The organism is Butyrivibrio hungatei NK4A153 (assembly GCF_000424465.1).
Taxonomy (GTDB): Bacteria; Bacillota; Clostridia; order Lachnospirales; family Lachnospiraceae; genus Butyrivibrio; species Butyrivibrio hungatei_A.
This window is the reverse complement of sequence record NZ_AUJY01000002.1, coordinates 79390-103918: the sequence shown is the minus strand read 5'-3', so window position 1 is coordinate 103918 and position 24529 is coordinate 79390. Positions and strand designations below refer to the sequence as shown.

General features: G+C 39.5%; 26 protein-coding genes and 1 tRNA gene. 7 read left to right on the top strand and 20 right to left on the bottom strand.

The annotated features are described in order from the left end of the window. Positions 1-4: 4 nt before the first annotated feature. The gene (locus G628_RS0103290) at positions 5-694 is read right to left on the bottom strand and encodes an amino acid ABC transporter permease (RefSeq protein WP_034500597.1); all 690 of its coding nucleotides are present in this window, start codon (positions 692-694) and stop codon (positions 5-7) included. Between the two features lie 159 nt (positions 695-853). On the opposite strand from G628_RS0103290, the gene G628_RS0103285 reads away from it, so the two are divergent. Then, positions 854-1384, top strand: coding sequence for a GNAT family N-acetyltransferase (locus tag G628_RS0103285; protein ID WP_026656014.1), 531 nt, complete (start codon positions 854-856; stop codon positions 1382-1384). Between the two features lie 84 nt (positions 1385-1468). On the opposite strand, the gene G628_RS0103280 is transcribed toward G628_RS0103285, so the two are convergent. The 4 genes from G628_RS0103280 to G628_RS0103265 all read right to left on the bottom strand — a co-directional run bounded on the left by G628_RS0103280 (position 1469) and on the right by G628_RS0103265 (position 3405). Further along, the gene (locus G628_RS0103280; RefSeq protein WP_051199003.1) at positions 1469-2137 is read right to left on the bottom strand and encodes a CatA-like O-acetyltransferase; all 669 of its coding nucleotides are present in this window, start codon (positions 2135-2137) and stop codon (positions 1469-1471) included. A gap of 92 nt (positions 2138-2229) precedes the next feature. Further along, positions 2230-2622: a C-GCAxxG-C-C family protein gene (locus tag G628_RS0103275; RefSeq protein WP_027208440.1), complete on the bottom strand. Its 393-nt coding sequence runs from the start codon at positions 2620-2622 to the stop codon at positions 2230-2232. Next, on the bottom strand, positions 2619-3218 hold the full coding sequence (locus G628_RS0103270) for a 4Fe-4S binding protein (RefSeq protein ID WP_027208439.1): 600 nt from the start codon (positions 3216-3218) through the stop codon (positions 2619-2621). The genes G628_RS0103275 and G628_RS0103270 overlap by 4 nt, the downstream gene beginning before the upstream one ends. Continuing rightward, complete coding sequence (locus tag G628_RS0103265) at positions 3205-3405, bottom strand: 4Fe-4S binding protein (RefSeq protein WP_026656017.1); 201 nt, start codon at positions 3403-3405, stop codon at positions 3205-3207. The genes G628_RS0103270 and G628_RS0103265 overlap by 14 nt, the downstream gene beginning before the upstream one ends. A gap of 118 nt (positions 3406-3523) precedes the next feature. Here G628_RS0103265 and G628_RS0103260 point away from each other — a divergent pair, with 118 nt between their 5' ends. Beyond that, positions 3524-3868: a winged helix-turn-helix transcriptional regulator gene (locus G628_RS0103260; protein ID WP_027208438.1), complete on the top strand. Its 345-nt coding sequence runs from the start codon at positions 3524-3526 to the stop codon at positions 3866-3868. 109 nt (positions 3869-3977) lie between these two features. After that, on the top strand, positions 3978-4703 hold the full coding sequence (locus tag G628_RS0103255) for a hypothetical protein (RefSeq protein WP_027208437.1): 726 nt from the start codon (positions 3978-3980) through the stop codon (positions 4701-4703). Positions 4704-4763: 60 nt separating this feature from the next. Here the strand turns inward: G628_RS0103255 and G628_RS0103250 are convergent, their stop codons facing one another. From G628_RS0103250 to G628_RS0103230, 5 genes are all read right to left on the bottom strand, one after another. Beyond that, complete coding sequence (locus G628_RS0103250) at positions 4764-5879, bottom strand: 5-methyltetrahydropteroyltriglutamate--homocysteine S-methyltransferase (RefSeq protein ID WP_027208436.1); 1116 nt, start codon at positions 5877-5879, stop codon at positions 4764-4766. A gap of 129 nt (positions 5880-6008) precedes the next feature. After that, a complete protein-coding gene (locus tag G628_RS0103245) occupies positions 6009-6410 on the bottom strand; it encodes a (deoxy)nucleoside triphosphate pyrophosphohydrolase (protein ID WP_026656021.1) in 402 nt (133 codons plus the stop codon). Between the two features lie 15 nt (positions 6411-6425). Continuing rightward, a complete protein-coding gene (locus G628_RS0103240; RefSeq protein ID WP_034500596.1) occupies positions 6426-9392 on the bottom strand; it encodes a DUF3427 domain-containing protein in 2967 nt (988 codons plus the stop codon). A 137-nt stretch (positions 9393-9529) separates the two neighbouring features. Continuing rightward, positions 9530-10069, bottom strand: a complete 540-nt coding sequence (locus G628_RS0103235; protein ID WP_027208434.1) for a hypothetical protein — start codon at positions 10067-10069, stop codon at positions 9530-9532. Then, entirely contained in the window at positions 10070-11224 is a 1155-nt protein-coding gene (locus G628_RS0103230; protein ID WP_027208433.1) for an AAA family ATPase, read from the bottom strand. 200 nt (positions 11225-11424) lie between these two features. Here G628_RS0103230 and G628_RS0103220 point away from each other — a divergent pair, with 200 nt between their 5' ends. Together G628_RS0103220 and G628_RS0103215 are read left to right on the top strand one after the other, a co-directional pair. Next, a complete protein-coding gene (locus G628_RS0103220) occupies positions 11425-11712 on the top strand; it encodes a hypothetical protein (protein WP_027208432.1) in 288 nt (95 codons plus the stop codon). 30 nt (positions 11713-11742) lie between these two features. Then, complete coding sequence (locus G628_RS0103215) at positions 11743-12828, top strand: radical SAM/SPASM domain-containing protein (protein ID WP_027208431.1); 1086 nt, start codon at positions 11743-11745, stop codon at positions 12826-12828. A gap of 54 nt (positions 12829-12882) precedes the next feature. On the opposite strand, the gene G628_RS17930 is transcribed toward G628_RS0103215, so the two are convergent. From G628_RS17930 to G628_RS0103180, 7 genes are all read right to left on the bottom strand, one after another. Next, on the bottom strand, positions 12883-13344 hold the full coding sequence (locus tag G628_RS17930) for a hypothetical protein (protein WP_139233789.1): 462 nt from the start codon (positions 13342-13344) through the stop codon (positions 12883-12885). A 401-nt stretch (positions 13345-13745) separates the two neighbouring features. Further along, on the bottom strand, positions 13746-14234 hold the full coding sequence (locus G628_RS0103205) for a flavodoxin family protein (RefSeq protein ID WP_026656025.1): 489 nt from the start codon (positions 14232-14234) through the stop codon (positions 13746-13748). A 74-nt stretch (positions 14235-14308) separates the two neighbouring features. Continuing rightward, the gene (locus G628_RS0103200) at positions 14309-15733 is read right to left on the bottom strand and encodes an AAA family ATPase (protein WP_026656026.1); all 1425 of its coding nucleotides are present in this window, start codon (positions 15731-15733) and stop codon (positions 14309-14311) included. Between the two features lie 224 nt (positions 15734-15957). Further along, on the bottom strand, positions 15958-16401 hold the full coding sequence (locus G628_RS0103195) for a GNAT family N-acetyltransferase (protein WP_026667101.1): 444 nt from the start codon (positions 16399-16401) through the stop codon (positions 15958-15960). A 16-nt stretch (positions 16402-16417) separates the two neighbouring features. Beyond that, on the bottom strand, positions 16418-16870 hold the full coding sequence (locus G628_RS0103190) for a PaaI family thioesterase (protein ID WP_026656027.1): 453 nt from the start codon (positions 16868-16870) through the stop codon (positions 16418-16420). 98 nt (positions 16871-16968) lie between these two features. After that, positions 16969-17310 carry an arsenate reductase family protein gene (locus G628_RS0103185; protein ID WP_027208430.1) on the bottom strand — a complete coding sequence of 114 codons (342 nt, stop codon included), beginning with the start codon at positions 17308-17310 and terminating at the stop codon, positions 16969-16971. Positions 17311-17319: 9 nt separating this feature from the next. Further along, entirely contained in the window at positions 17320-18087 is a 768-nt protein-coding gene (locus G628_RS0103180; protein ID WP_026667099.1) for a nucleoside phosphorylase, read from the bottom strand. A 282-nt stretch (positions 18088-18369) separates the two neighbouring features. Between G628_RS0103180 and G628_RS0103175 the strand changes: the two genes are divergently transcribed. Further along, entirely contained in the window at positions 18370-20415 is a 2046-nt protein-coding gene (locus G628_RS0103175) for a methyl-accepting chemotaxis protein (protein WP_027208429.1), read from the top strand. Between the two features lie 67 nt (positions 20416-20482). On the opposite strand, the gene G628_RS0103170 is transcribed toward G628_RS0103175, so the two are convergent. The 3 genes from G628_RS0103170 to G628_RS18655 form a co-directional block, all read right to left on the bottom strand. Further along, positions 20483-20731: a hypothetical protein gene (locus G628_RS0103170; RefSeq protein ID WP_026667097.1), complete on the bottom strand. Its 249-nt coding sequence runs from the start codon at positions 20729-20731 to the stop codon at positions 20483-20485. A gap of 43 nt (positions 20732-20774) precedes the next feature. Next, positions 20775-21029 (bottom strand): helix-turn-helix domain-containing protein, encoded by a 255-nt coding sequence (locus G628_RS0103165; RefSeq protein WP_026656033.1) that lies wholly within the window; start codon positions 21027-21029, stop codon positions 20775-20777. A 710-nt stretch (positions 21030-21739) separates the two neighbouring features. Further along, positions 21740-21820 (bottom strand) — tRNA-Leu (locus G628_RS18655). A 552-nt stretch (positions 21821-22372) separates the two neighbouring features. Between G628_RS18655 and G628_RS17925 the strand changes: the two genes are divergently transcribed. After that, positions 22373-24472, top strand: a complete 2100-nt coding sequence (locus G628_RS17925) for an RICIN domain-containing protein (protein ID WP_051199001.1) — start codon at positions 22373-22375, stop codon at positions 24470-24472. The last annotated feature ends 57 nt before the right edge of the window (positions 24473-24529 follow it).

Sequence of the window (24529 nt, the reverse complement as noted above, 5' to 3'; positions counted from 1 at the left end):
CTCCTCATCGTACATCAGACTTACGAAGAGTATTCTCAACTCTCTTAAGTGCAAGTGTCAGCAGCTTGATCAGAACATAATAGATTACGGCCGTTCCGATCAAAGGCATAAATGCCAGGAATGTAGAACTCTTTATGAAATCGCCCGCCTTCTGAATGTCCATAAGGCCAACATATCCGACGATGGCGGTTTCTTTTATAAGAACGATAAACTCATTGCAAAGTGCGGGAAAAATATTCTTGATAGCCTGTGGAACAACGATTCCCATAAGTGTCTGTCTTGCGTTGAGACCAAGCGATCTGCCCGCTTCGGTTTGCCCTTTATCGATCGACTGAATACCTGCGCGGACAATCTCCGAAACATACGCACCCGAATTTATTCCGAATGCGATCGCCGCGATGATCCACTTGGGCCAGCGAACGCTTGCAAATACAACGAAATAGATAATCATAAGCTGTGTAACGGAAGGTGTTCCTCTTATGACATCCGTATATATTGTGCCGATAGTCTTCAGTATTTTATTAGAAGACATATTGCACATAGCGATCAAAAAACCTATCAAAATACCTATAACAACGGCAACGAGCGATACCTTAACAGTCACTCCGATACCGTCTATAAGCATCATGTATCTGTTTTCCTCAATGAAACAACGACTGAAATCCTCAGCCAGTTTAGCAAACCATTCTTTCATACAATCAACTTCTCCCAGTAAATTCCTAATGAAAAATACCATATAATCATCAATTTTACAACATGTTAAGCCAATATCGCAATTATCGGGAAGTTTGCAAAATCCTTTACCGACACCTTATTACGTGTTACCATTGTAAATTATGGAGGTAGACATAAATTGAAATACGACATCGTAGGGAAGACAATCGGCCTCAGGAAAATGAAAATCGATGATTGTGAAAAAATCGTTGAATGGAGAAATAACGAAAGAGTGAGAGAACGCTATGTTTACCGCGAAAAATTCTCTCTCGAAGCTCAGCAGAAATACTACAAAGAGCAAGTACAGACCAAAAACGTATTCCAATACATGATATGCGAACTTAACAACAATGACCGCGCTATCGGTTCCGTTGTTTTTAAAGATTACAAGCTTTCCGACAGACAGATTGAATACGGCCTGTTCATCGGCGAAGATGATACCATCGGAAAAGGATACGGAAAAGAAACCGCGCAGCTTAGTATGGAACTCGGCTTTGAAAAATTCGAAGTCGACAGGATAATCAGCAGTATCTTTTGTGACAATATTCCCTCACTTGTTATTCACATAAAAGCAGGAATGCTCCCATGCATGATTTTACATGACGTCGAATGTACCGACGGCGAACGGAAAGATATGATAATTCTCGAGGCTAAAAGAAAAAACACTTAAGAAAAAAAGAGTGATTACCCTTTACCGGATGATCACTCTTTCTTTTTCAATTACTGTTTCCTTTAAAAACTACATTCTAATAAACTACTTAAATTGCATTCTGGAAAGTTCCGCATCCAGGTTCGCATAGAACTTGGATATATGCAAACCGTCAATAATCGCATGATTTACAAAAACAACTACAGGTATGGTTGTCTTTTCTTTTTCTGTAACTTTGCCGTCTTCAAGTGCAAGATACTTCTCCGTCTTGTATTTTCCCCAGACAACATTCGGTATTGAGAATTTCGAATCGGGATAAGGCATAGTTCCCCCTGTAAAATCCTGCCACGGAACACAAGATGTAAACAGGTGGCTTCGAGCTTCTCCCTCTTCCTCCAAATGCTCCGCATTAAGAGCTTTATCCTGCTTTATCTTGGCCTCCGCAAGATAGTCATTAAGCGGCTGATTGGTGTTAACCATGCAATATCTGTATGTCTCATCAGGAAGCGCCACAGTATATGAAGGATTGCAATAATCGTATTCTATGATTCCATCTCCCTCAATCCTTTGCCTAAACTCCGGAACACTGTTGGCCGCGCGCGCAACCGCATACTGGAAACAAAGGAAAAGAGAATATTTCGCTTCTTTAAGCCTTTTTATCCAATCCGAGATATCAACCTGAACCGTCATCGTCACAAACGGATATTCCATATTGCGAAAATGATCGAAATGCTCCTTCCTCGGATATGTTGTCATGTCAATATTCTTATACATTATCTTTATCCTTTTCCTCAATCTACAGGTGTAAAATCTATAGGCGTTGCAGATAAATAGTTTTCATAGTATTTCTCATACTCTTTTTCTCCCTATTTCAGGCCCATTATCTCGCCATAGATCATAACCGCATTTCTAACGCAGTCTTCGCAGGGGCACAGCGGTTTACCGTCTGTGACGGTCTTTAGATCTTTGCATTTTAATGCACCGCATCTTTTGCCAAACTCTTCCTGAATCTGCTTTGTAACTCCAAGAGTTCCTTTGCCTTCTGTCTTGAGGCCTGCTATCATTCCTGCACCAATCAAGGCTCCACAGGTTGCTTCAAGATTGCCCATTCCCGCACAGAATCCGGCAGATACCTGTTTGAGCTGTTCCTCCGTAAGTCCTGTCTGATCTGCCAAAGCCGCAGTCACTGCCTGCGCGCAGTTATACTTTCCCGAATTCTTAAGCTCCACAGCCCTCTCAGCTCTTTCTTCTAATGTCATAAATTCTCCATACCTTTCTTTGCCTTTATCTTGCAAATGCCCTGTGTCATTGTTCCCATTGGACAGAAAGAACACCAGGTTCTCTCTTTGTACATTGCCATCACTATCAGTCCTATCAGAGTGGATGTCAGCATAAGGCTGTAAAAGCCAAATCCGAACTGCGCCACCCAATCGGGGAAGACACTTCCATTATACGCCCATTTCCATGGTACTTTAAATGTCCAAAAGAGCTTTACTACTTTCTTAAGGGACTCCGCTCCCGAGAACACAAGATAGGTCTGAAATATCATAGTTCCAAACATTGTCATAAAAAATGTGAGGAATCCATACCTGAACCACTTTGAGGAAATCCACTTAGGCGCCGGCTTTTTTCGTGAGCACTTAAGATTCCTTCCAAGTACCCAGAAAAGCTGACCTCTGCCGCACATGTGATTACAAAACCATTTATTTCCACCGACTATCGCAAAGATAAGAGGAAGTATGAAATCGATCATTCCAAGCCAGGCAAATAAGATATTAAAGAATCCGAGTGCAAAATAAATGATCGTCCATATCCAAAGATAGTCGTACCATTGCTTTTTCTTATTTAATACCATCTTGCACCTCCACTACTTTTACAGATCCTGCCGGACAAGCTTTTTCGCATATACCGCATCCCACGCATTTAGAAACATCAACAACCGCATAAATGCCTCTATAAATGTCAATCGCTTCCCTCGGACATTGCAACGCGCATACTCCGCAGGCTACACATCTGTTTGTATCAACAGCAGCCTTTCTCATAATGAATCTCCTTATCTCAAAATCTACTTGTTTTTCCTGCTCGATGCTTTTATTATATGTGGTATAATTTTTATATCAAGTACGCAGTTATTAGTTATCTGGTAAGGAAAAGTATACTATGAGAAAAAAAGAGAATCATGAGCTATTATGTGAAGATATCGCAGGAAAAGGTTGCGGATTAAAAAAGGTTATTGATACCGTCGGCGGTAAGTGGAAAATTATGATCTTATGCGTCATCGACAAGAATGAAGTTGTCAGATACGGAGAATTGAGCCGTTCAATACACGGAATCACCAATACGATGCTGGCCAATTCATTAAAAGAACTTGAAGCGGACGGCCTAGTTGAGAGAAAGCAGTATGATGAGATGCCTGTGAGGGTTGAATATAGTCTTACTAAAAAAACCAAGAGCCTAATCCCTATTCTTCTCGAATTAAAAAGATGGGGCGAGAATAATCTGTAAATTTATAAAACAATATAAAATACGCAGATAGAACACAAATGTGTGATATTATTTATTTGTCATTTTACAATATTTACATTTTTTTAACAGGGAAGAGGAGTAAAAAGAAATGAAAAAAAGAATTGCTTATTTAGTTATGGCAGGAATGCTGACATTTACGGGATGCGCGGGGATTGGCACATCCGAAGACGCAGGGGAGCCGACAGAGACAGCAGAGGTAGCCGAGCCTGAAGCAGATGAACCGGAAACAGCGGATGCTGAAACAGGATCGGATGATGAGGCATCGGCTGACGAGATAGCGGAGGATAATGCTGCAGACGATGATTTTATGCCAAGCTCATTTGTTGAGGAAGCGTCAAAAAAGGATAAGTTTAAGAGTTATGATGAGATAATTTCTTATCTTACAAAAGGCCAGGGATATACAAAGATAAAGATTAAAGGTTACAACGGCGAGGTTCTTGCAATTACAGATTCAGTTGACGCTGAGAAGCATGGAGTAGAGGTAGCTTTTTATGGCGAAGTAAATGGCATAGTTAAGAATATCGGTAATGCTTTTTCCTGTGAAAAAGAGTATCCGATAGCGACAGGAAACGATATGGTATATGCGTGCTATACGGATTGCTACGAGTCACTTTTCTTAAATCCTGACGGCGACGGTCTTATGATAAAGGATCACATCACTAAAGACGGTGATACATATTTAGGATTTTTAAGAGAGACCAACAGTCTTGATGAAGCTGATACAAAAGATTTCACAGGCAGCGAAAAAGAATTCAAAGAATATTGGAAGAATTATGAAGCTGCAACACCGATCAGCTTCACAGTTGTAGAGTAATTATAAAAAACGTGTGCGTTTTTGAAACATTATCAAAACCGCACACTTTTTATGAAAGCGTTATCCCCACACTTCTTCTGCAATCTCTTTAACAAGCTTGAGCTTTGCCCACTGCTCTTCTTCCGTAAGCTTATTGCCTATCTCGCAGGAAGCAAAACCGCACTGCGGGCTCAGGCAAAGTCTGTCGAGAGGAACATATTTTGCAGCTTCATGAATTCTCTCAATAACTTTCTGCTTATCTTCAAGCGCAGGTGTTTTTGTTGTGATAAGACCAAGAACAACTTTCTTATCATCAGAAACCTTGGAAAGCGGAGCAAATCCACCGGATCTCTCATCATCATACTCAAGGAAAAGCGCATTCACATTCTCTTTTGCAAACACATAATCAGCAACGGTATCATAAGGTCCGCTGGTGAAATATGTTGAGTGGTAATTGCCTCTGCAGATATGTGAATTGATCACCATGTCGGCAGGCTTTCCTTCGAGTGAAAGATTGTTCACTCTAAGGAGCTGCTCTTTTACCTCCTCAAGATCTATTCCGAGTGACTTATAGCGCTGCTTAGCCGCATCGCCGACAATCGCGCCCCATGTGCAGTCATCAAGCTGAAGATTACGGCATCCCGCATCGTAGAACTGCTTTATAACATCACGATATGCCTTTGCGATATCTTCAATAAGTTCATCGTTTGTAGAATAGAACTTCCTTGTTGTCTCAAAGTTCGCAGGCACGATCATCTGCTGGAAAGTCTGCGCAGGTGCAGGAATTGTATACTTCGCGACAGTGTTCTCATCCTCGAACTGCTTAAGGAACTTGTAATATTCCACAAAAGGATGCGCCTTTGCTTTGATCTTACCAACAAGATATGTATCATCAAGAACAGCCAGCTCACCGTTAAACTCAACTCCTTTGCCGGTAGCCTTATGCTCTACGCCTTCAAAGCCCCACATAAAGTCAAGATGCCAGAAGGTTCTTCTGAACTCTCCGTCTGTTATCACCTGAAATCCAAGCTCTTTCTGCTTTGCAACTACCTTAGTGATCTCATCATTGATAACTTTATCAAGTTCTTCCTTGCCAATCTTACCTTCAGCAAACGCTGCCTTAGCATCCTTAAGCGCCTTAGGTCTCAAAAAGCTTCCAACAAAATCATATCTGAACGGTGTCTGTAAACTACTCATCTTATATCTCCTCTTCAAGCTAGTATTATAGGCAAAATAATATACCTACCACAGTGATAGGTATAATATATTTTTCATTGAGTTATCGATAGATTTTATCTATGAAAAGGAGATGTTAGGAGTTAAATTCTATAATGCTTCTTTGATTGCATCAATCAATGTAATGTCCGCCGGAAGCCAATCAACGTCCCCAAGTTGTTCCTTTGTAAGCCATCTTGATGCTTCGTGTTCATTTAGAACCAAATTTCCCTTCAGAATGTCTGACCAAAAACAATCCATTGATAAGTGAAAAGCCGGATAATCATATTCGATGGTATCAATTAACTCACCAACACTTATTTCTGTATCAAGTTCCTCACGAATTTCTCGTTTTAGAGCCTCCTGTGGTGTCTCACCTTCTTCAATCTTTCCACCTGGAAATTCCCATCCATCCTTATATTCGCCATATCCCCTCTGGGTTGCAAATATTATTGGCTGTCCTTCTTCATTTTCTGCTTTTATTACTGCCGCAACTACACGTATGGTTTTCATTTTTGCTCCCTTCAACTACTTTGATAAATACTCGTACAAATCCTCTCTGACAGATTGCTTTAATTGCAAATGAAAATTCATTATTGGCAATGCTTCACCCTCATCATTTTTAATGCTCGTCTGCTGCCAGAATACAGGTGTTACTTCTCCCATATAGTAAAAATCCGTGCCTTCATCATCACTCTTCTTTATAAATAAGAATAGTTTTTCCCCATTTTCATTTGCATGAATAATCTGCTGAGTTTCTTTACTTTCCAAAGACACTCTGCTTCGAGTCATCCAATTAAATAACTGCTCATTTATAAAATGATCAGGATAATTCGTAGAGCTTGATATGTCTTCATTCTTATTATATGTAACAAAAATCGGACAAGTACCATATTTATATCTATAGCCGTAAACAGTTGAACTGTCATCCTTTTCCCAATTCAAGATTCTGCATACATCTTTCCTTGAGTATTTTCTGTAAAGGACAAGATTATTTTCATCTGCTTCCTTGTAATTATCTTTATACCTAAGTAATCCAAATTCAATTGTTTCTTTTAATTGCTTTTCAAATTGTTTATCTACAAGTGCCTGTGCATAAGCTTTTGCTCTTTTAAGCCTTCTCTCTTTTGCCTCTTCTTCATCAATCCACTCCACAAGGTCATACTTAGTTTTATCTGCCTTTGAGTTAAGCCATGATAAGCTAATTATATTCATTGCAGAATCATAATCTTCTTCCCTATATGTTCCTCCGACAGCTTCCAAAGACTCTTTGAACCTCATGTTGTCAATAACACCTTGGTTTCCTTCCAGCAACGACTTGAGAATTATTAACTCATGCGGTCTTTTTCCATTCATAAGAAACTGCGAGACAAAGGCAAGCATTTCTTCTTGTTCCTTTGAAAAAAGAATCTTGTAATAAGGTTCAATCCTTTTTAAAAATGAGTGATATGATTCTTTTGTATATTCGATAAACAGCATCGGATCAATTTCACCATAATTATAAAAATCTATGATAGATGGTATTCTTCCCAATCTATCTTTTAACAGCTCATATTTTTCCTTAAGCATCGTAAGACGTAAAGTAGACTTATCGATAGACTCAAAAATTCTTTGTTTGCTTACCTTATCAAAATGCACTGTTGATGCACCCGGAATAATCTTACCGCCTTCCATAACATATCTACGAATATTGTCTTTGTTATATGTTCTATCACCAGACAATGCTATGGGTATCATAAAATTATTGTTATAATTGCCGATAAAATCCAGTATTACCGCAAATTCTTTTCCATCAGCCTTACGAAGACCTCTTCCAAGTTGCTGAATAAATACTATCGGAGACTGTGTAGGTCTAAGCATTATAACCTGATTAACTTCTACTATATCCACACCTTCATTGAGAATTTCCACAGACAAAATATAGTCAAGCGGTCCATTATCGTTTGTGTATGAATCACTTTCATTTTCATACATTGCTAATCTTTCAAACGCTTCTTCTCGCTCTGAGTCTGATGCACTTCCGTTAAGCGCTATTGTTCTGTAATACTTGCCTGTAGCCGGATTGATGGTATGATTCATCTTCTCTGAAAGAACCTCAGACTCTTTTATAGAACTACAGAATATCAATCCTTTTACTCTGTCCCCGCTATATCCGTAATAATTGGCCTGTTCAACAATGTGCTTTACTCGCTCATCGCAAGTTAATACAGAAAAATCACGGTTTTTGTCATCGCCAATAATAGAAATATCCGTTATGCCAAAATAGTGAAACGGGCATAACAAATCTTCTTCCATAGCCTGCTGTAATCTTATCTCATACGCAATTTGATGTTCAAACAACTCATATACATTGCGTCCCTCAACGTTATCATCACGTTTATCCGGTGTAGCTGTCATTCCAAGCCATAATTTAGGCGTGAAATGATGCATAATCTTCTGATATGTTGACGCAGGAACATGATGAGCTTCATCGAGACAGATTGCATCAAAATGATTAGGAGCATATTGAAGCAAATGTTCATCTCTATTCAAGGTCTGAACAGTCGCAAATACGAAATCAGCATCATAATCACTGTTTCCTGCTCCAACAAGTCCCATAGTCACAGACTTCCCAAATACCTTTTCATATGATTTCTTAGTTTGTCTGGCAAGTTGGCCTCTGTGCACAAGAAAAAGAACCCTCTTATAGCCAAGTTCACGCATGGCAAAAGCTGACGCATATGTTTTTCCCGTTCCGGTTGCAGATATAAGAAGAGCTTTTTTCTCTCCCGCGCTGATTATTTTTCGCAGATTTGTTATAAATCCTACCTGCATACTATTTGGTTTTAATCTATATTTTTCAAGCGAAACAAGTTCTTCTTTTTTGGCAATGTCACGCTGATGTCTTATTATCTGATACTTTTGCTTATACTCTTCAATAAAGTCATTAAAATCTCTGGCATACGGAGACTCCCAAAGTCGCTCAAACTCTTCAATAATCTGCTTCGAAACTTCTCCGTCTATTGTTGAAACAATCTTAGTATTCCACTCATAGTTCTGCTTCAGAGCTCCGCCTGTCATGTTGGAACTTCCAATTATTATTCTATAAACTTCTTCATTTCTAAAAATATATCCCTTTGTATGAAAGCCTTCACCTGAACTTTCCGAGTCATATATTTTCAAGGTAATATTCGAAAGAGAATTCAATTTTTCAAGCGCCTTGGGTTCGCTGAAATTCAAATAATTCGTTGTAAGGATTTCTCCTTTAATCCCCTTTTTTTCTAATTCATTAAGCGTCAGTAAAAGAGGCGTTATTCCACCAAGCGTAATAAATGCCACGCTAATCCTAAAGGAATCGCATACTGAAAGCTCATCTTCAATAGATGAGAGAACTTTCTTTCCTTCTTTATAGTTATTAGAAATAAACTGTGGTCTATACCTCTCGTTCGAAACGATAGATCCGTCAATATAGGCTGTTTCTAATCCTCTTCTTAATTCAGTAATGGAATCTCCCATAATGTCCCCCTTTAGAAAAACCCTTACTACAAGTATAGTTGCATATAAATTTGCGATCAAACTTTTTTTCGTTATATGCAAAATGCACCCCGAACGCTGCTCTCTCCTACAGCATCCGGGGTGTATTTTTATTGTATCTATTTATCCTTTAACAAATCATAAAGTGAAGCCTCATTGTTCTTTTGCTTATGAACACGATTATATTCTTTAATACTATCAACAAGGCATTTAGGATTCGAAAAGTATTCTTTAATATACTTAGGAGATTTTACATTTTTTATTCCCAACACATTCTTACAATAATCACTTGGCTTCTTAACTCCCGAGCGTTTATACTCATCATACTTTTTCTGACTTGCAATAATTAGCATTTCTATCTCAGGAGCTGTAATCACATTGATCACTTCTACCTGACAACGATATGCTTTACTCAAATTAAACTCCTCTCCTCTGGAATCAATGACACGAAGTATAATAATCTTTTGATCAAATGCCATTCTCAAATAGCGACGTTCAAATTCTTTTACAGATGTTCGAGGCAATACACTTTCTTCCAACAACTGTTCTCTTTTAAATATCAACAAGTCATTATCCAAAAGAATATCCATTATTGCTGTTTCGGCTCCACCTTCACAGATACAAGCTATAGGGTTAGATTCTGAAATCTTTACTTTCATTTATTCCTCCAAGCTACTAATAATGCGTTTCTGCAAAGCAAGCCAAGACTTATATTTCGGCGCTGTTCCTTCAAGAAAATTGCTCTGGTACACCTCACTCTTTTTCATATCATTTCTATCTAGAAGTGAATTGAGATTATCAACGCTAAGCCCTTTATCACTTCTTGTTATAAACACAGAATCATTTCTATTAAGCTCATCCAATAATTCAGGATAATGAGTTGAAAAGATAATAACCGCCCCCTTAGGATTAGTTTTTTTATTTAAAAACAACCGAATCAAGGATGTTACCAATTCACGATTAAAATGATTCTCAACCTCATCAATAAGTAAGTATCCCCCTTTTTTCAGTACTCTTATAGCATCGGTAAATACTCTTACGCCTTTAACAGTTCCAGAAGAAAGGTAGACATTAATTTCCCTTGGGTCCGAAAGAACTCGTTCGTCCTGATCAATAAACTTCAATCTGGTGATTATCTTATCATTTACATTCTCAGTTGTAATATATTCAATTGTAGGATCAAGTAGCATAATAATCTCATTTAAAACATCTCCCCTCCGAGGAACGAAGAGATTAATATTGGTAAGGCCTACAAGATCAACAAATATACTATTATCATTTGCCTGCTTTCGAACCGCAATCATAATGCTAACATCATCTGGCAGATACTCATCCGAATTATCACGAACTCTAGATGGCTCTAATCCATCGTAAGACAGCAAATTCGATTTATTCACTTTACTCGTAATACTTTTTTCCCATAATTCCTCAGATACTATTTTGATATTATTTCTATCATCAGAATTCCTGCTTCTTATTATCTGACTTTTAAGATGAAAAATTCTATTATCAGCAAAAAAATCAATATCAAATACTGCCTTTTTATTCTCCTCTAAAATCTGTGGAACAAATCTCGAATTCAATGGCACTGCTCCTAAAAGCGCACTTACAAAAGAAATTACTTTCAATGTTGTTGTTTTTCCGGAAGCATTTATTCCCGCAAATGCCTCAGCAGTATTTACATATATATTGCCCCCTAAATAATATACAGAATCCATGTGCTTGCTCTGTACTCTTTGAACAGCATAGAAAGAAACATCAAATGGCTCTTTATATAACGGAAGTCCGTTCACTCGTATTCTTAATATTTTCATGTTTTACCTCTTAAAAACAAATATTGCGTTGTTATCCATTTGCACAATAACATAATACATTATTTTTATTCTGTCTGCAACGTGATTTTCGTTTTTATCACCCTGGAATCCATATCCTATAACACCCACATTAATTGCCTTATTTGATAATTTTTCCCTTTTAGATTAATATATTATTAATATATTTGGAGGCATTACTTATGAAAAAAAGGACAAAAAAAGTAGTGATCGCCACATCAGTAAGTGTCGCTAGCATGGTACTTAACGCCGCTTGCGCTTATGGTCCGCCGCAACATTATGAAGATGCTGATACCTACAGCTCATATGAATCATCTGTTGTTGATGAAGAATCATCTATTGATAATGCAACCGCTGACACTTCAGAAGCACCTGAATCCGCTGAACCAACTGATGATGCGCAAGACAAGAATCCTGATATTGATTTTGAAAAAGGACCTGTAGTATACGGACCGCCTAAGGCAAAGTAATAACCGTTTGATAGTATTAGGAAATCTGATATGAATAAAAATAAAATGAAGCTGTCACACCTTGATCTTCAGTATGACGTGAGAAAAAAGTTTTTTAAAAAGCCCGTTCTCAAACAGCTTTTCTTTGAACTTACTCTCAACTGCAACGAGCACTGTTGGCACTGCGGTTCAAGATGTGGTGATATAAAAGCAGAGGAAATGAATCCTCAGGAATGGAAAAATATCCTTGATCAGTTAAAAGAGGACTTTAAAAACCGACTTCCACAAATAAATGTTACAGGCGGAGAGCCTCTTTTATACCATGGTTTTGAAGATGTTATGGGTTATGCCCACTCACTTGGTTTTAAGTGGGGAATGACTTCCAACGCGGTTCTTATCACTCCCGAAGTTGCCAAGATGCTTCAAAGATGCGGCATGAACACCATATCTGTCAGTATCGACGGACTCCCCGAAACGCATGATAAGATAAGGGGACTTGACGGTGCGTATAAAAGAGCCATGGAAGGTATTCAGAACCTCATAGATCTTGATTGCTTTGATGAGATCATGGTGACAACCGTCGTTAATCACCAAACTATATGCGAATTAGAGCCTCTTTACGAAATAATGTCCGATATAGATATCGACAGCTGGCGTATCATGGGCATTGAGCCTATCGGTAGAGCACTTGATCATCCCGAGCTTCTTCTTACCGCTGATGATCAACGAAATCTTCTGAACTTTATCCGTGATAAAAGAGCCGATAACGAGCCAGTGACCTACGGTTGCTGCCACTACTTAGGCCTTGAATACGAAAGAGAAGTAAGGGACTGGTACTTCTTTTGCATGGCAGGCATTACTGTTGCCAGCATAACTGTGACAGGTGACGTTTACGGTTGTCTTGATATAGACAGAACACAGCCCGGTATAATTCAGGGCAACATACATGACAGGCGTTTCTCCGACATCTGGGAAAACGAATTCAAAGCCTTTCGTTATGACAGATCCGGCGATAACGAGAAATGCGCAAACTGCTCAAGCAACAAGTATTGTATGGGCGGAGCTTTCCATACATGGGACTATGTAAACAAAACTCAGCGCCTATGTCTTATGGATTCACTTGAAAAAAAGATATGAAATGCACCCCGAACGCTGTCTCTCCTGCAGCATGCGAGGTGCATTTTTTGAACCCTATCTTCTCTTTTCTTCTTTTGCGATTCTTTCCTCTTCCTTACCCTGTTCGATAAAGTGCTCCAGAAGGGCATCACCGTCGGGGCCGATCTCGATCTGGAGATCAATATTGTTCATGTAGTAAGTGTATGCGTTGAATTCTTTGGTGTTTCCTTCGTAGGTCTTTAGTGCTTCAATTTCTTCTTCAACTTCACTTGTAAGCGGAACCGTATCAAGCGCTACGGGGTAGCAGTTTCTGCATGGTTTATAGCCATCGTCTATCGCCTCCTGAAGTGTTATCGAAATGCAGCTCTTACGAAGACTGTTACAACCTGAGCTATGATAACAATCGCCTGTCTTGGTAACATACACGGTAGTATCACTACTTGCTCCCGCGCCTGCAGCATTGCTCTTTACCTCACCCGTTACAAACATTGCGGCAATCACGAGAAACGCTGTTATCACAGATAGATTTCTTTTCACAAACATCTCAATTGCATTTCCTCACTTTCTACAAATTATGTAATTGCAATTATAATCATGAGCGCCGACAAATGAAACAAACTCGGGATAAAAAGAATGTAAAAATATTTTCCCTAAAAATAAAAAAAGTATAGAAAAAATGCACTTCTTATGCTGATCTCTCCTGCAGCATATGAAATGCATTTTTCCCTGACTCTTTCCTTTTGCGTTATACCTCAGCCTTACCCTATCACTTCAACGTTAAATAATGATCAGGTTGGCCTATCCTGCCTACGCCCGGTACAGTCCATAAGCTCGAACACTGCATACCGAAACGCGACTGGGAAGTATGTAATTGCAATTATATATGTTCGGGTCACCAAATAAAACAAAAATGAAATTAAAAGATTATAAATTAATTTTTATTGATTGAGCGCCACGCAAAAACCGTTGATCTGCGCCTCTTTCTCAGCGTTTGGCGCTGCCTTGGGATCTATAAAAATTGAAGTAGCTTCAAAGCCGGGTATCTCAAGAAACTTCGCAAGTTTACCTATAGCTTTTGCTCCGCCCGATCCGGCCATGCAGGCATAAGCGCAGAATCTTTTTCCCGCGAGGTTTTTTCTGTTATCCTCGACGAAAGTACGAATCGGCGGTGTGAAAGTTCCTGCCCACACAGGGAAACCAAAAATGATGCGGTCATACTTTGAAAAATCAACACTGTAATCTTCAAGCTCAGGCTTTTCCGCCATGAGCGCACTCTTTCCGCCCCAGAAGAACTTTGCAAAACCCTTGTCGTTATAGGCTTTCTTGGGCACAAGGCGAAGTGTATCGGCATCTACCTTTTCTTTTACCTTGTCTGCAACGTACTGCGTGTTTCCTTCCATTGAGTAGTAAACTATCAGCGTCTTCATGCGACCTCCCTCTCTCTTCAATTGTCAGCTTCCTAATTGCACTTCAATTGTAACGAACAATTTTCCGCTTGTCATTAATTGAATAAATCATCCATAAGCACTTCTTTTCCAATATAATTACTGTACATATTCTTTTTCACACCATACGTAGTAATCATGGTAACTATTATTGTGTTAGTGTTTTTAGTAGCTTTTCTGAAAACTTCAACCTTATTTTTTAGCGCAAGGTCATACGTTTTGTCTATCTCATATTCACGCCCTGCAAACTTAATCTCACACAGATTTATTACCCTGTCACGCCTTTCTATAATCAGATCAATCTGTGCTCCGTTTTCGTTATTATCACCTTGTTTATCCCACGTTGATACTTCTGTAAGAACACCTGATATTCCCAGAGTTTGCTTTATCTGATTAATATGATCTTTGCATACCTGTTCATAAGTCAGTCCCGACCATGCGCGCCTTGCAGGATTATCGTTCATATTACTCCAAAAATGCTCATCTTTGCCGTAATTATCCCGAATAAATTTGAAATAAAACAATGAGTAATAGTCCGATAACTGATAACGCATCCCTCGTTTTTTATTTCCATACATCCTATTTACTCTTATAAAACCACATTTTTCAAGATTCGACAGCATCTTTGTCAACACGCCGTTTGATGATAACCCTGTTTTCTTAACCAGTTCCTCTCTGGAAAGGCCACTCCTCTTCTCGCTTAAAGCTGTCGCAACCTTTATATACTGATCACTATTCGAAAACAAAGTATGATACAGATGCTCAAACTCATTCCATAATTCAGCTCTTTTTCCAAAGAATATGCTATCAATATTTTCATTTAAAGTCTTTTCACTGTCTAAAAGCCTTAAATAAAACGGAATGCCTCCCATTATCATATAGACCTGTACAATATCATATTTTGACCAAAAGATATTTCGAGAATTAAGATACATCTCCGTATGCCTAAGATCAAAAGGTTCCAAGAATAATCTGCACGTTTGTCTATTGAATAAGCCACCTCTATTCTCATCCAATTTATCAACCATCCATGATGTTGCCGAACCACATACAATAAATACCAGGTTCTTTCTGGTTGATCCCCATGAATTCCAGAACCATTCAAATGCATCCAAAAATCCGGAGTTAATTTTGTCCATCCATGGAAGCTCATCAAAGAAAACCACTTGCTTTTTCTTTGAATCTAAAGACTCAAGATAATTTCTAAGCGCAAAAAAAGCCTCTGTCCAATCCTTTGGATCATCATACTTTGTATGCGACGTATTATTTAATTCAAGAATGAAATTCTTTAATTGTTCTCTGTTTTTTTGATTTTCTGATCCTGTGAACTTAAACGCAAAGGAATTATCATAGTACTCATTTATAAGGAAAGTTTTTCCAACCCTTCTTCTACCATATACTACTATCAATTGTGCTTCTTTTTCAGACATTGCTCTATCCAAGCGCTTTATCTCATTTTCACGTCCTATAAGATTTTCCATAACGGCCTCCTGAACGACTTTTATCTTTATCTATGATTTTAATGAAGATAAAGATGAAAGTCAAACCGACTTTTATCTTTATCTCTGTTTATTATTGAGATAAAGATAAAAGTCGTCATTTTTACTTGCCGCAATATTTCTTTATGGCCTTGTACACGAATTCTGCAGTTCCGGCGCCGCCAAATTTATCTTTTTGATAGGGGCATACATGCTTCATTATCAAGTTATTTTGTGGCTCGTTCCATCTTCACATGAGGAATCCCGTCCTCCATAAAGACATCTGATACAACTTCAAAGCCTTCTTTAGCGTAGTAGCCAATGGCATACTCCTGAGCTTCAAGATATATCTTTTTTGCGCCAAGCTGTTCTGTCGCTATCTCTACGCCCTTATGAAGAATCTCTCGGCCTATTCCTTTGCCGTGTTCAAGCGTCACAACCCTTCCAATCTGTGCAATGCCGGATGCTTTGTCATTCCAGAATACTCTAAGGCATCCGGCCACACGACCACTGTCATTTATGCAAAAGACATGAATCGCGTCCTGATCTTTATCGTCAAGGTCTTGGTATATGCACTCCTGCTCGGTTACGAATATCTCGAATCTGGTTTTCAATATTTCATAGAGCTCGCGTGTGCTAAGCTCATTGAAATGTTTTACGATCAATTCCATAATCAGTTAACCCTTATCAGAATTTAAGATTGTCACCAAGTACCGGAACTTTGCTTGCAAAGAATGAAAATTCTCCACTATCCAGAAGATTTCCGTTATCATCGGTAACTCTGATATCGAATACAAGGATGTGCTTACCTGTCTTAAGCTTCATGCACTCGCAGTAGATATACTCAGTGTTTACTGCAGGAAGTAAGAAGTTCAGATTCGCTGAGACGGTCGTAACATAATGTCCGCTCATGCTTCCTGTTGCTCCCGCCATTGCATCGACAAATGAAAGAAGTGCTCCACCATGGATGCTTCCGTATGTGTTGTGCAATCTTGAATCAGCTTTGATTCTGGCTTTACTGTATGTTGAGCTTAATTCCAATATTTCAAAACCTATAAATTTATTGTATTCGTTTGCATATAATTCAGGGATTATCTTTTCCCTCATTGCATTTTCTTTTTCTGTGTGTGTTGGTCTCATTTTGGTACTCTCCTTAAATATAGCGTTGCAACTACCATAATAGATTCTAATACTTTTTCGCGTCAATAGAGTTCCATTTTATTTTTGACACACTTCATTCACTCCCATTTTTTCCACACATCAGGCTGATATCCTAGTGTAGACTGCTTACCGTTTCTAACTACAGGAGTCTTGATTATGTGCTGGTTCTCAAGCAGCTTCTCGAGCTTGTCTTCATCCGCTATGTACTGCATGAGCGCGACGGCGTCTTTATCTTTTGCATCGGGATTGATCATTCCCATGATTCCGCCGTTGGCGCTTGCGACCGATGTGAGTTCTCCCTTACTCATGCCCTTTTCTTTCATGTCTATGAACTGTATTTTTATACCGCGTTCCTTGAAGAATCGCTCGGCTTTCTTGGTGTCGTTACACTTTTTTGTTCCAAATATCTGTATATTCATTTCTTTTCCTCACTTGTAACTTCTTAATATGTCCAGTCCCAGCAAAAGAGCTTTCTCGTGCGAATCCATTCCGAAATCGCGAAGATCGTATTCATGCACATTTGCAAGTGAATCTGCGGTAAACAGGAACTGTCCAAACTTTGCTCCACGCTTTCTGCAGCAGGCCGCGAGCGCCGAGCACTCCATCTCGACTACAGAACAGCCTTCTTCCAAGCGGTACTTCACCATATCTTTTGTCTCCCTGAAAAAGCCGTCGGTAGACCAGGTTGTGCAGGTCACAAAAGGAAGGTTGTGGGATTTGAAGCAGTTCTCGATAACTGATATCGGCTCTTCATCAAGCTCTATATATCTTGAAGCAGGCAGATACTGATACGATGTGCCTTCGCCGCGAAGTGCTCTTGTCGGAACAAGAAACGCATTCTCGGGTATATCAGCCAAAACTCCGCATGAACCGACCGCGATTACTTTTTTACACCCGCAATTAACAAGAAAATCCATCAGCCCCGTTGCGGCAGGAGCGCCAATTGTCGGCTGGACAAGGCAAATATCCTCTTCTTCCTCATGCAATATATAAACGTTCACGTTATGTGAGACGGTGATGTATTCATTTGCAATTTCCGCATCATGCTCTTTTGCATAATTATGTACAACATCCCCAAGGAAAGCAAACAAGCACTTCTCCGGAAGCTTTAAGTCCTCATTACCATGATTCGGCGTAATAACTTCCAACGAACTGTCATCATATTCAAGTATAGGTATCTCATTTTTTATAATCATATTGTCGCTCCTTATAATGCCAATTTACTTAATATAAATACTAACTTCTTTTTACGTCAATAAGGTTTCTAAAAATTTGATAAAAAGTCTATAAATATGCATTATTTTGTTTATTTTCATTGTAAAATTGAAATTGACCCCTTTATTGAGATTATTTCTTTTTTTTCATTTATTTAATAGTAATTTACTATCAACATCCATAGCGGAGCGTTTTTTATATCATAGGAAAGCAATTCCCTATTGATATAAAAAAGTTTTCTTGATTTCTTCAAGGAGGTATCTATGGCGGCGAAATCTAATGTTAGTAGCAAAAATGCAAGCAGTAACATCAGTTTCAAAGACAGCATCAAGACAAAACTGGTCGCAATCTTACTGGCAGTTGCAGCAGTTCCTCTCACAATTGCCGTAATCGTAAGCTACCAGACTTCCACAACCAAGGCAAAGAATGATGCCTTAAACCTTCTTACTTCTGATGCAAAAGTGGTTGAAGGTAAATTTGCAACAATTGTCCAGCAGAATGTAATAGCACTCCAGACCTGTGCTTCAGCGCAAAGTACCGTTGATTATCTTAAAACTTTTAATATGAGCGGTGCTGAGAAAAAAAGCGAGCTTATCATGGCACAGATGGATGCCATCAATACGAACATCAATGATGGCAATACTAACTGCATTCTTTCTATTTCCACCGGTGATCAGCTTCTTAGAACCGACCGTAAAGAACACACAAATATAGCTGACAGAGCATATTTCCAGGAATGTTGGGCTAACAAAGCCATCGCTGTATCAGAGATTGTCGTAAGTAAAGCAGCCGGAAACAGAATAGTTATCATCATTGTTCCTGTCTTAGATCCGGCAACAGGTGAAATGATCGGTTCTTTGCAGCGAAGCTTTGATCTTAACGTATTGCACGAATTCCTTGCAGACAACGTTAAAAACGGATATATCCTAGATAAAGCCGGAACTGTAGCCGCACATTCGCAGTTTGAGATATCTCCTGAGGATGAGCCCATAGTACATACTGATGAAGAATACATGACTTCTTCTCTTACAAGCAACATTTTTAACAGTGTGATTGACGGCAAGCCCACATATACGGCATGGATAAAAGAGCCTGCAACAGGCTTCGTGGTCGCGGTTTCCGAGACAAACGCAGAGATAATGGGACCTGCAATTCGCTCAGCACTCACCGTTATAATAATCGGAATAATTCTCCTTATTGTCGCTACAGTTATTTCACTTATGATGGCAAAGAGCTTTACCGATCCCATCGCTGCAGTTAACGAATCACTCGGAGCTCTCGCTGACGGAAGATTTGTGAAGGTTGACAAGTTCGATAAGAGAAATGACGAATTCGGAACCATTTCCAAAGCTACCAACTCCGTCATCGGAACTCTTGACGATATAGTAAGCCATATAAAAGAATCTGCATCCAGCGTAGGAGTATCATCGGAAGAGCTGTCCGATATGGCCAACCAGATTTCTCAGACAGCGGAAGATGTTTCAAACGCAGTTCAGGAAATTGCTTCGGGAGCTACACAGCAGGCGGATGAGATTCAGAGTGCTTCCGAAAATGTAAGTCTCATCGGTGACGCGGTAACTGAAGTACAGACATCTACCGGTAATCTTTCTGACCTTGCAGGTAAGATGAAAGAAGCATCCGAAGTATCAAGTAAATCACTTACATCTCTTCAGACTTCATCCGTTGAGATGACATCTAAGATAGATGATATTGCTAAGACCATTCAGGCAACTCAGGAAGCTGTTGATAATATCAGTGAAAAAGTTGAAGGAATCACATCGATCGCAACGCAGACCAATCTCCTTTCACTCAACGCTTCTATTGAGGCTGCAAGAGCAGGAGAAGCCGGAAAAGGATTTGCGGTTGTTGCGGAAGAAATCGGAAAACTTGCCGACGATTCCAAGGCAATGGCTGATGATATCATGAAAGAAATGAGCACACTTCTTGAGCAGAGTAAAGCTGCCGTTTCTGCTGCAGAAGATGTAAAGAACGGAAATAACGAGCAACAGATTGCTATCGGAGAAACACTTGATGCCGTAAACGGAATGCTTCAGGACATAGGAAGTACCGTAGGCGGAGTAAAAGATATTTCAAACGGTGCCGACACCTGTGCTTCATCCAAGAATGCCGTAGTCGACACTATGAGTGCTCTTTCAGCCATCTCTGAAGAAAACGCCGCTTCTTCACAGGAGACGGGAGCATCCATGCAGGAACTTTCCGCTACAGTTACTACTCTTGCATGCTCAGCCGACAACCTGAAAGATATCGCCGAACAGCTCAATGAAGAAATAAAGTTCTTCAAATCATAAATCAACATGGCTCTGCATAACCAAAAGGAGACGGTCGCATCAATATCAATGGCCGTCTCCTTTTATTTTATTCACCGCTCAATTCTCTATTTGTCATAAACATGGAAACAAATGTCCAGATCAGGTTCTTGATAATAAGATTCCAGATTACTCTGACTATCAGATATGGAAACAAGAAAATCCCGATTGCAGCCCATATAAGGCCAAAAACAATATAAAAGAAAAAAGATTTTCCGAAGATCATTAATATGGCTACCTTTCTAAATAAAAGAAAACAAGGGATGTCACCGTTTTCCTGCGAATCTACGCAAAACATGCGGAACATCCCCTGCATTTATGTCTGAGACGATCATGCTTTTTCAAGCACAGATACGTGCTCTTGCACCTGTATCCAAAACAATGATGTCTTCCATAGATACTTGAAAGATCATTGCAAGAGCAATAAGGTTGTCAATGGTAGGCATTGTTGTTCCATGCTGCCATTTGTAGATTGCCTGTGGAGTTGCAAAACCAAAAATGTGCTGCAATTCTTTAACAGTCAATCCAGCTGCCTTTCTCATCCTTACAATATTTCTACCTGTAGCCGCCATATCTATGGAAGGCATTGTTATCATCTCGTCCTCCTATTCCGGCATCCGCCAAAGAGATGGTTTCTCCTTGACGCGATGCCTTTATGTATTTAAAATGAGTATTATTATGTCAATGGATTATGTTTTACAGTTTCTCTGAGTACATATTTTTATGTCCTCCTAGCCCCTTGTATGTCATAGGTTTCTCTGTTCAATGTATTTTCTTTACAATTCTGTTTTTAGATGATCTCTAAGCTTTCCTCAACAAAAATCTATTTAGAATCAGCACTTTCTCTCTACAATGGGCTGCTGTTTTGCGCCCCTTCCGTTACAACTCCACCTGTCTCAATATAATTATGTGCATCAAAAAGCTTAAACCCGAATTCATTTCCGTTATACCAAACCAGCAATCAAGTTCATTAAACGCCTCTTCTCTTCACCCTGTCCCATTTACACGTATAGTCTGATCGTTTGGTTTTATATAAATACGTTCCGAATCCGATATCGGTGCAGCCAACTAAAGAACTGTCTACCTGTAAGAATTATATGTGGTTCCTATGGCTCAACCTCTACCGGACCGAACGCCGGTCATAATTTCGGTCGTATAACCTCTGTCGCAGGATAATCACATATCCGTCTTGTCTATTTAGCTATCTCGTCTTTGACTATCCTTAAAACAAAAGATTTTACTATAGTCTCCTTTCACTACGGATCATTTTCCAAAAACTATATTGTTCAACAAAATCATTGAACAGTACACGAGGAGGGATTCGAACCCACATGCATTTCTGCCGCTGACTTTACGTCAGGTGCGATTACCGGTTTCGCACTCGTATAAGGAATTACAAGCTTCACCAGGCTCGAAAGAACCTCGCCAAATGAACTCGTATGGTTCGCACTAAACTCGGTAACACCTCGTTAAGTGCTCTACACAAAAAACCGCTTGCCTTCATACAAGGCAAGCGGTTTGCTTTTATGTTTATCTATATGCTTTGATTCTTTATTGAATCTCTGCTAAACCAACATCTTCCAGCATCTGCTTTGTCTTATATGAACGCACAAAAGAAAATCCCCACTCGAATCGTTTAACGAATGATGATTTTTTAAAGGATTTCATATTTTTTTTGCAGAACATGCTATTGAATGTTGTCACTTTAATTCTTTTTCCTTTCCCAGAGCCTTTTTGCAAGCCCCGTTTGTAGCTTATGAATGTATGATAGCACCATTTCAAAAAACTGTCATTATACTTCTGGTATAAATATATAAGATGTCAGATTATTTGCATCATATGGCCATATTTGTTACTTGCTTTTTAACATATCTACTGCTATAAATATCTGTATAAAGGCGAATACCGCCAATTTGCAATAAACGGAGGAAGAAAAGGTATGGTCAAATTATCAAAGCGCATCGGCTCACTCTTAACAGGTGTAGCAATGTTCGCTTGTTCATTGTATATAATACCGCCAATTACGGCTCACGCCGAGGCTATAACGCCCGAATCAGGCAGTGTTTACTATCTTAAGAGCAAAAATAGCGGATTATATCTAACAGTTGAGAACGATTCCGCAACAAATGCCGCTAACGTAGTGCAGTCTAAGGGAACAGGCTCTCCCGGTCAGAAATGGATCTTAGAGGAAAACAGCTTGGGAACATATCGCTTGCATCCCGCAACAGATACATCAGGCGGCATGTCTCTTGATGTAGCATACGGTTCGGCAAAGGATGCGACCAACGTTCAGATTTATTCCAACAACGGTGCTTCCGCACAGAACTTTAAGCTCGTAGAGGCAGATTCCAAAAAGGGCTACTATATAGCAACAGAAGCTTCTAACTTTGCATCCGTACTTGATGTAAACAGAAAGAGCACTTCATCGGGCGCAAATGTACAGCAGTACAGAAACTTAAAGCAGAGCAATCAGATCTGGTACTTTGAAAAAACTGATATGCCTTCCGGCGGCAATTCTTCCAAAAACAAAAGAAGTAATAACAGCAATTCCGGAAACAATACATGGAATCAATGGTGGAATAACAATAGCAACAACAATAATAACCAACCCGCAGATCCGCAGCCTGCTAATCCGCAGCCAAGCGGCAACAGCTCAAACACTGCTTCAGCAAAGCTTGATTCAACATATCCTCAGCAGCAGATGCAATTCCAGAACTGCTCTGACGGAAAGTACGTAACTGCAAACGGCGGCTCGGTTACAACAAGTAATTCATCTTCAGCAAACACAAGATGGGTCATTGATTATATAAGTAACGATTCATTCAGAATTATAAATGTAGCAGACGGAACATGCCTTACTCAGGCAAACAACGCAGTGTCCACGGCACCTGCTTCTTCTAATGATAATGCTCAGTGCTGGACCATAGCTTCCGTAAAAGCTGACGCAAACGGTATTCCTCTTAACTACAAGATCGTAAGTAAGACCAACAACTCACTTGCGCTTACTCTTTCAGGAAACAACTATACCCTTAGCTCTTTTAACGGATCTGCAGCGCAGTGCTTCAGACTTAATTCATACGGTGCAGAGGGCTTTGCGGGATACAGTCTTGATATGAGCAAAAGAGAAAAAGCATCCGTAACGGGTGGTGTTCTCGGACAGGTTGTAAAAGTAAACAACCTCTCAGATTTACAGCGTTGTGCTCAGGGCTCTAATCCATGCACAATCGTAATAACCGGTGACATATCGGCAAACTCACTTACAAAAGTATCGGTTGGAGCAAATAAGACCTTTATCGGATCTTACGGCGCACATACGCTTAACAACATACACTTTAGAAACATATCCGCTTCAGGAAACAATATATATAAGAACATTACTTTCGCGCACTCTGTAAACATCAACGATAACGACGATATTCAAATGTACATTACAGACGGAAATAATTTCTGGCTCGACCACTGCTCATGGACAGGCCATGACATGGCAAAAGACGGAAATATTCACGGAAATGACAAAGACAAGTTCCTCTATGTAGGACTTAAAGCAAACTTCGTATCAGTTACAGGCTGCTACTTCGGCGGACATAAATACGGTCTTATCCTTGGTTATCCCGAAGAGAACGGCGCTCCTACATATAACGGATATCCTTGCATGACTATATGCAACAGCTACTTCAACGGTACTCAGACCAGAGCACCGGGACTTATGAGATACGGTTATTTCCATTGCTATAATAACTTTGTCTACAACTTTAATATAGGATATACACCTTATACCAATTGTAATATCTTCTCAGAGAATAACTTCTTTGATAAAGGAAGAGATTCAGGCGGTGTTGTAAATGATATGGACAGAGGAAACTTCACAGACCAGGGTTCTGTTCTTTCTTCAGACGTATCAAGACTCAGCATCGGAGGCTGTAACTGGAGACCTTCATCCAACTACGGTTACAGAGCAAGAAACGCAGCAGATGCCAAAGCATGGGCTACAAGCCATGCAGGTTCTCAGAACTCTCCTTTAGTATATGCAATTGATTGAGTTTCCACCAATAAAACGGGGGCTGTCAGATGACAGCCCCTTAAATATTTCATATTC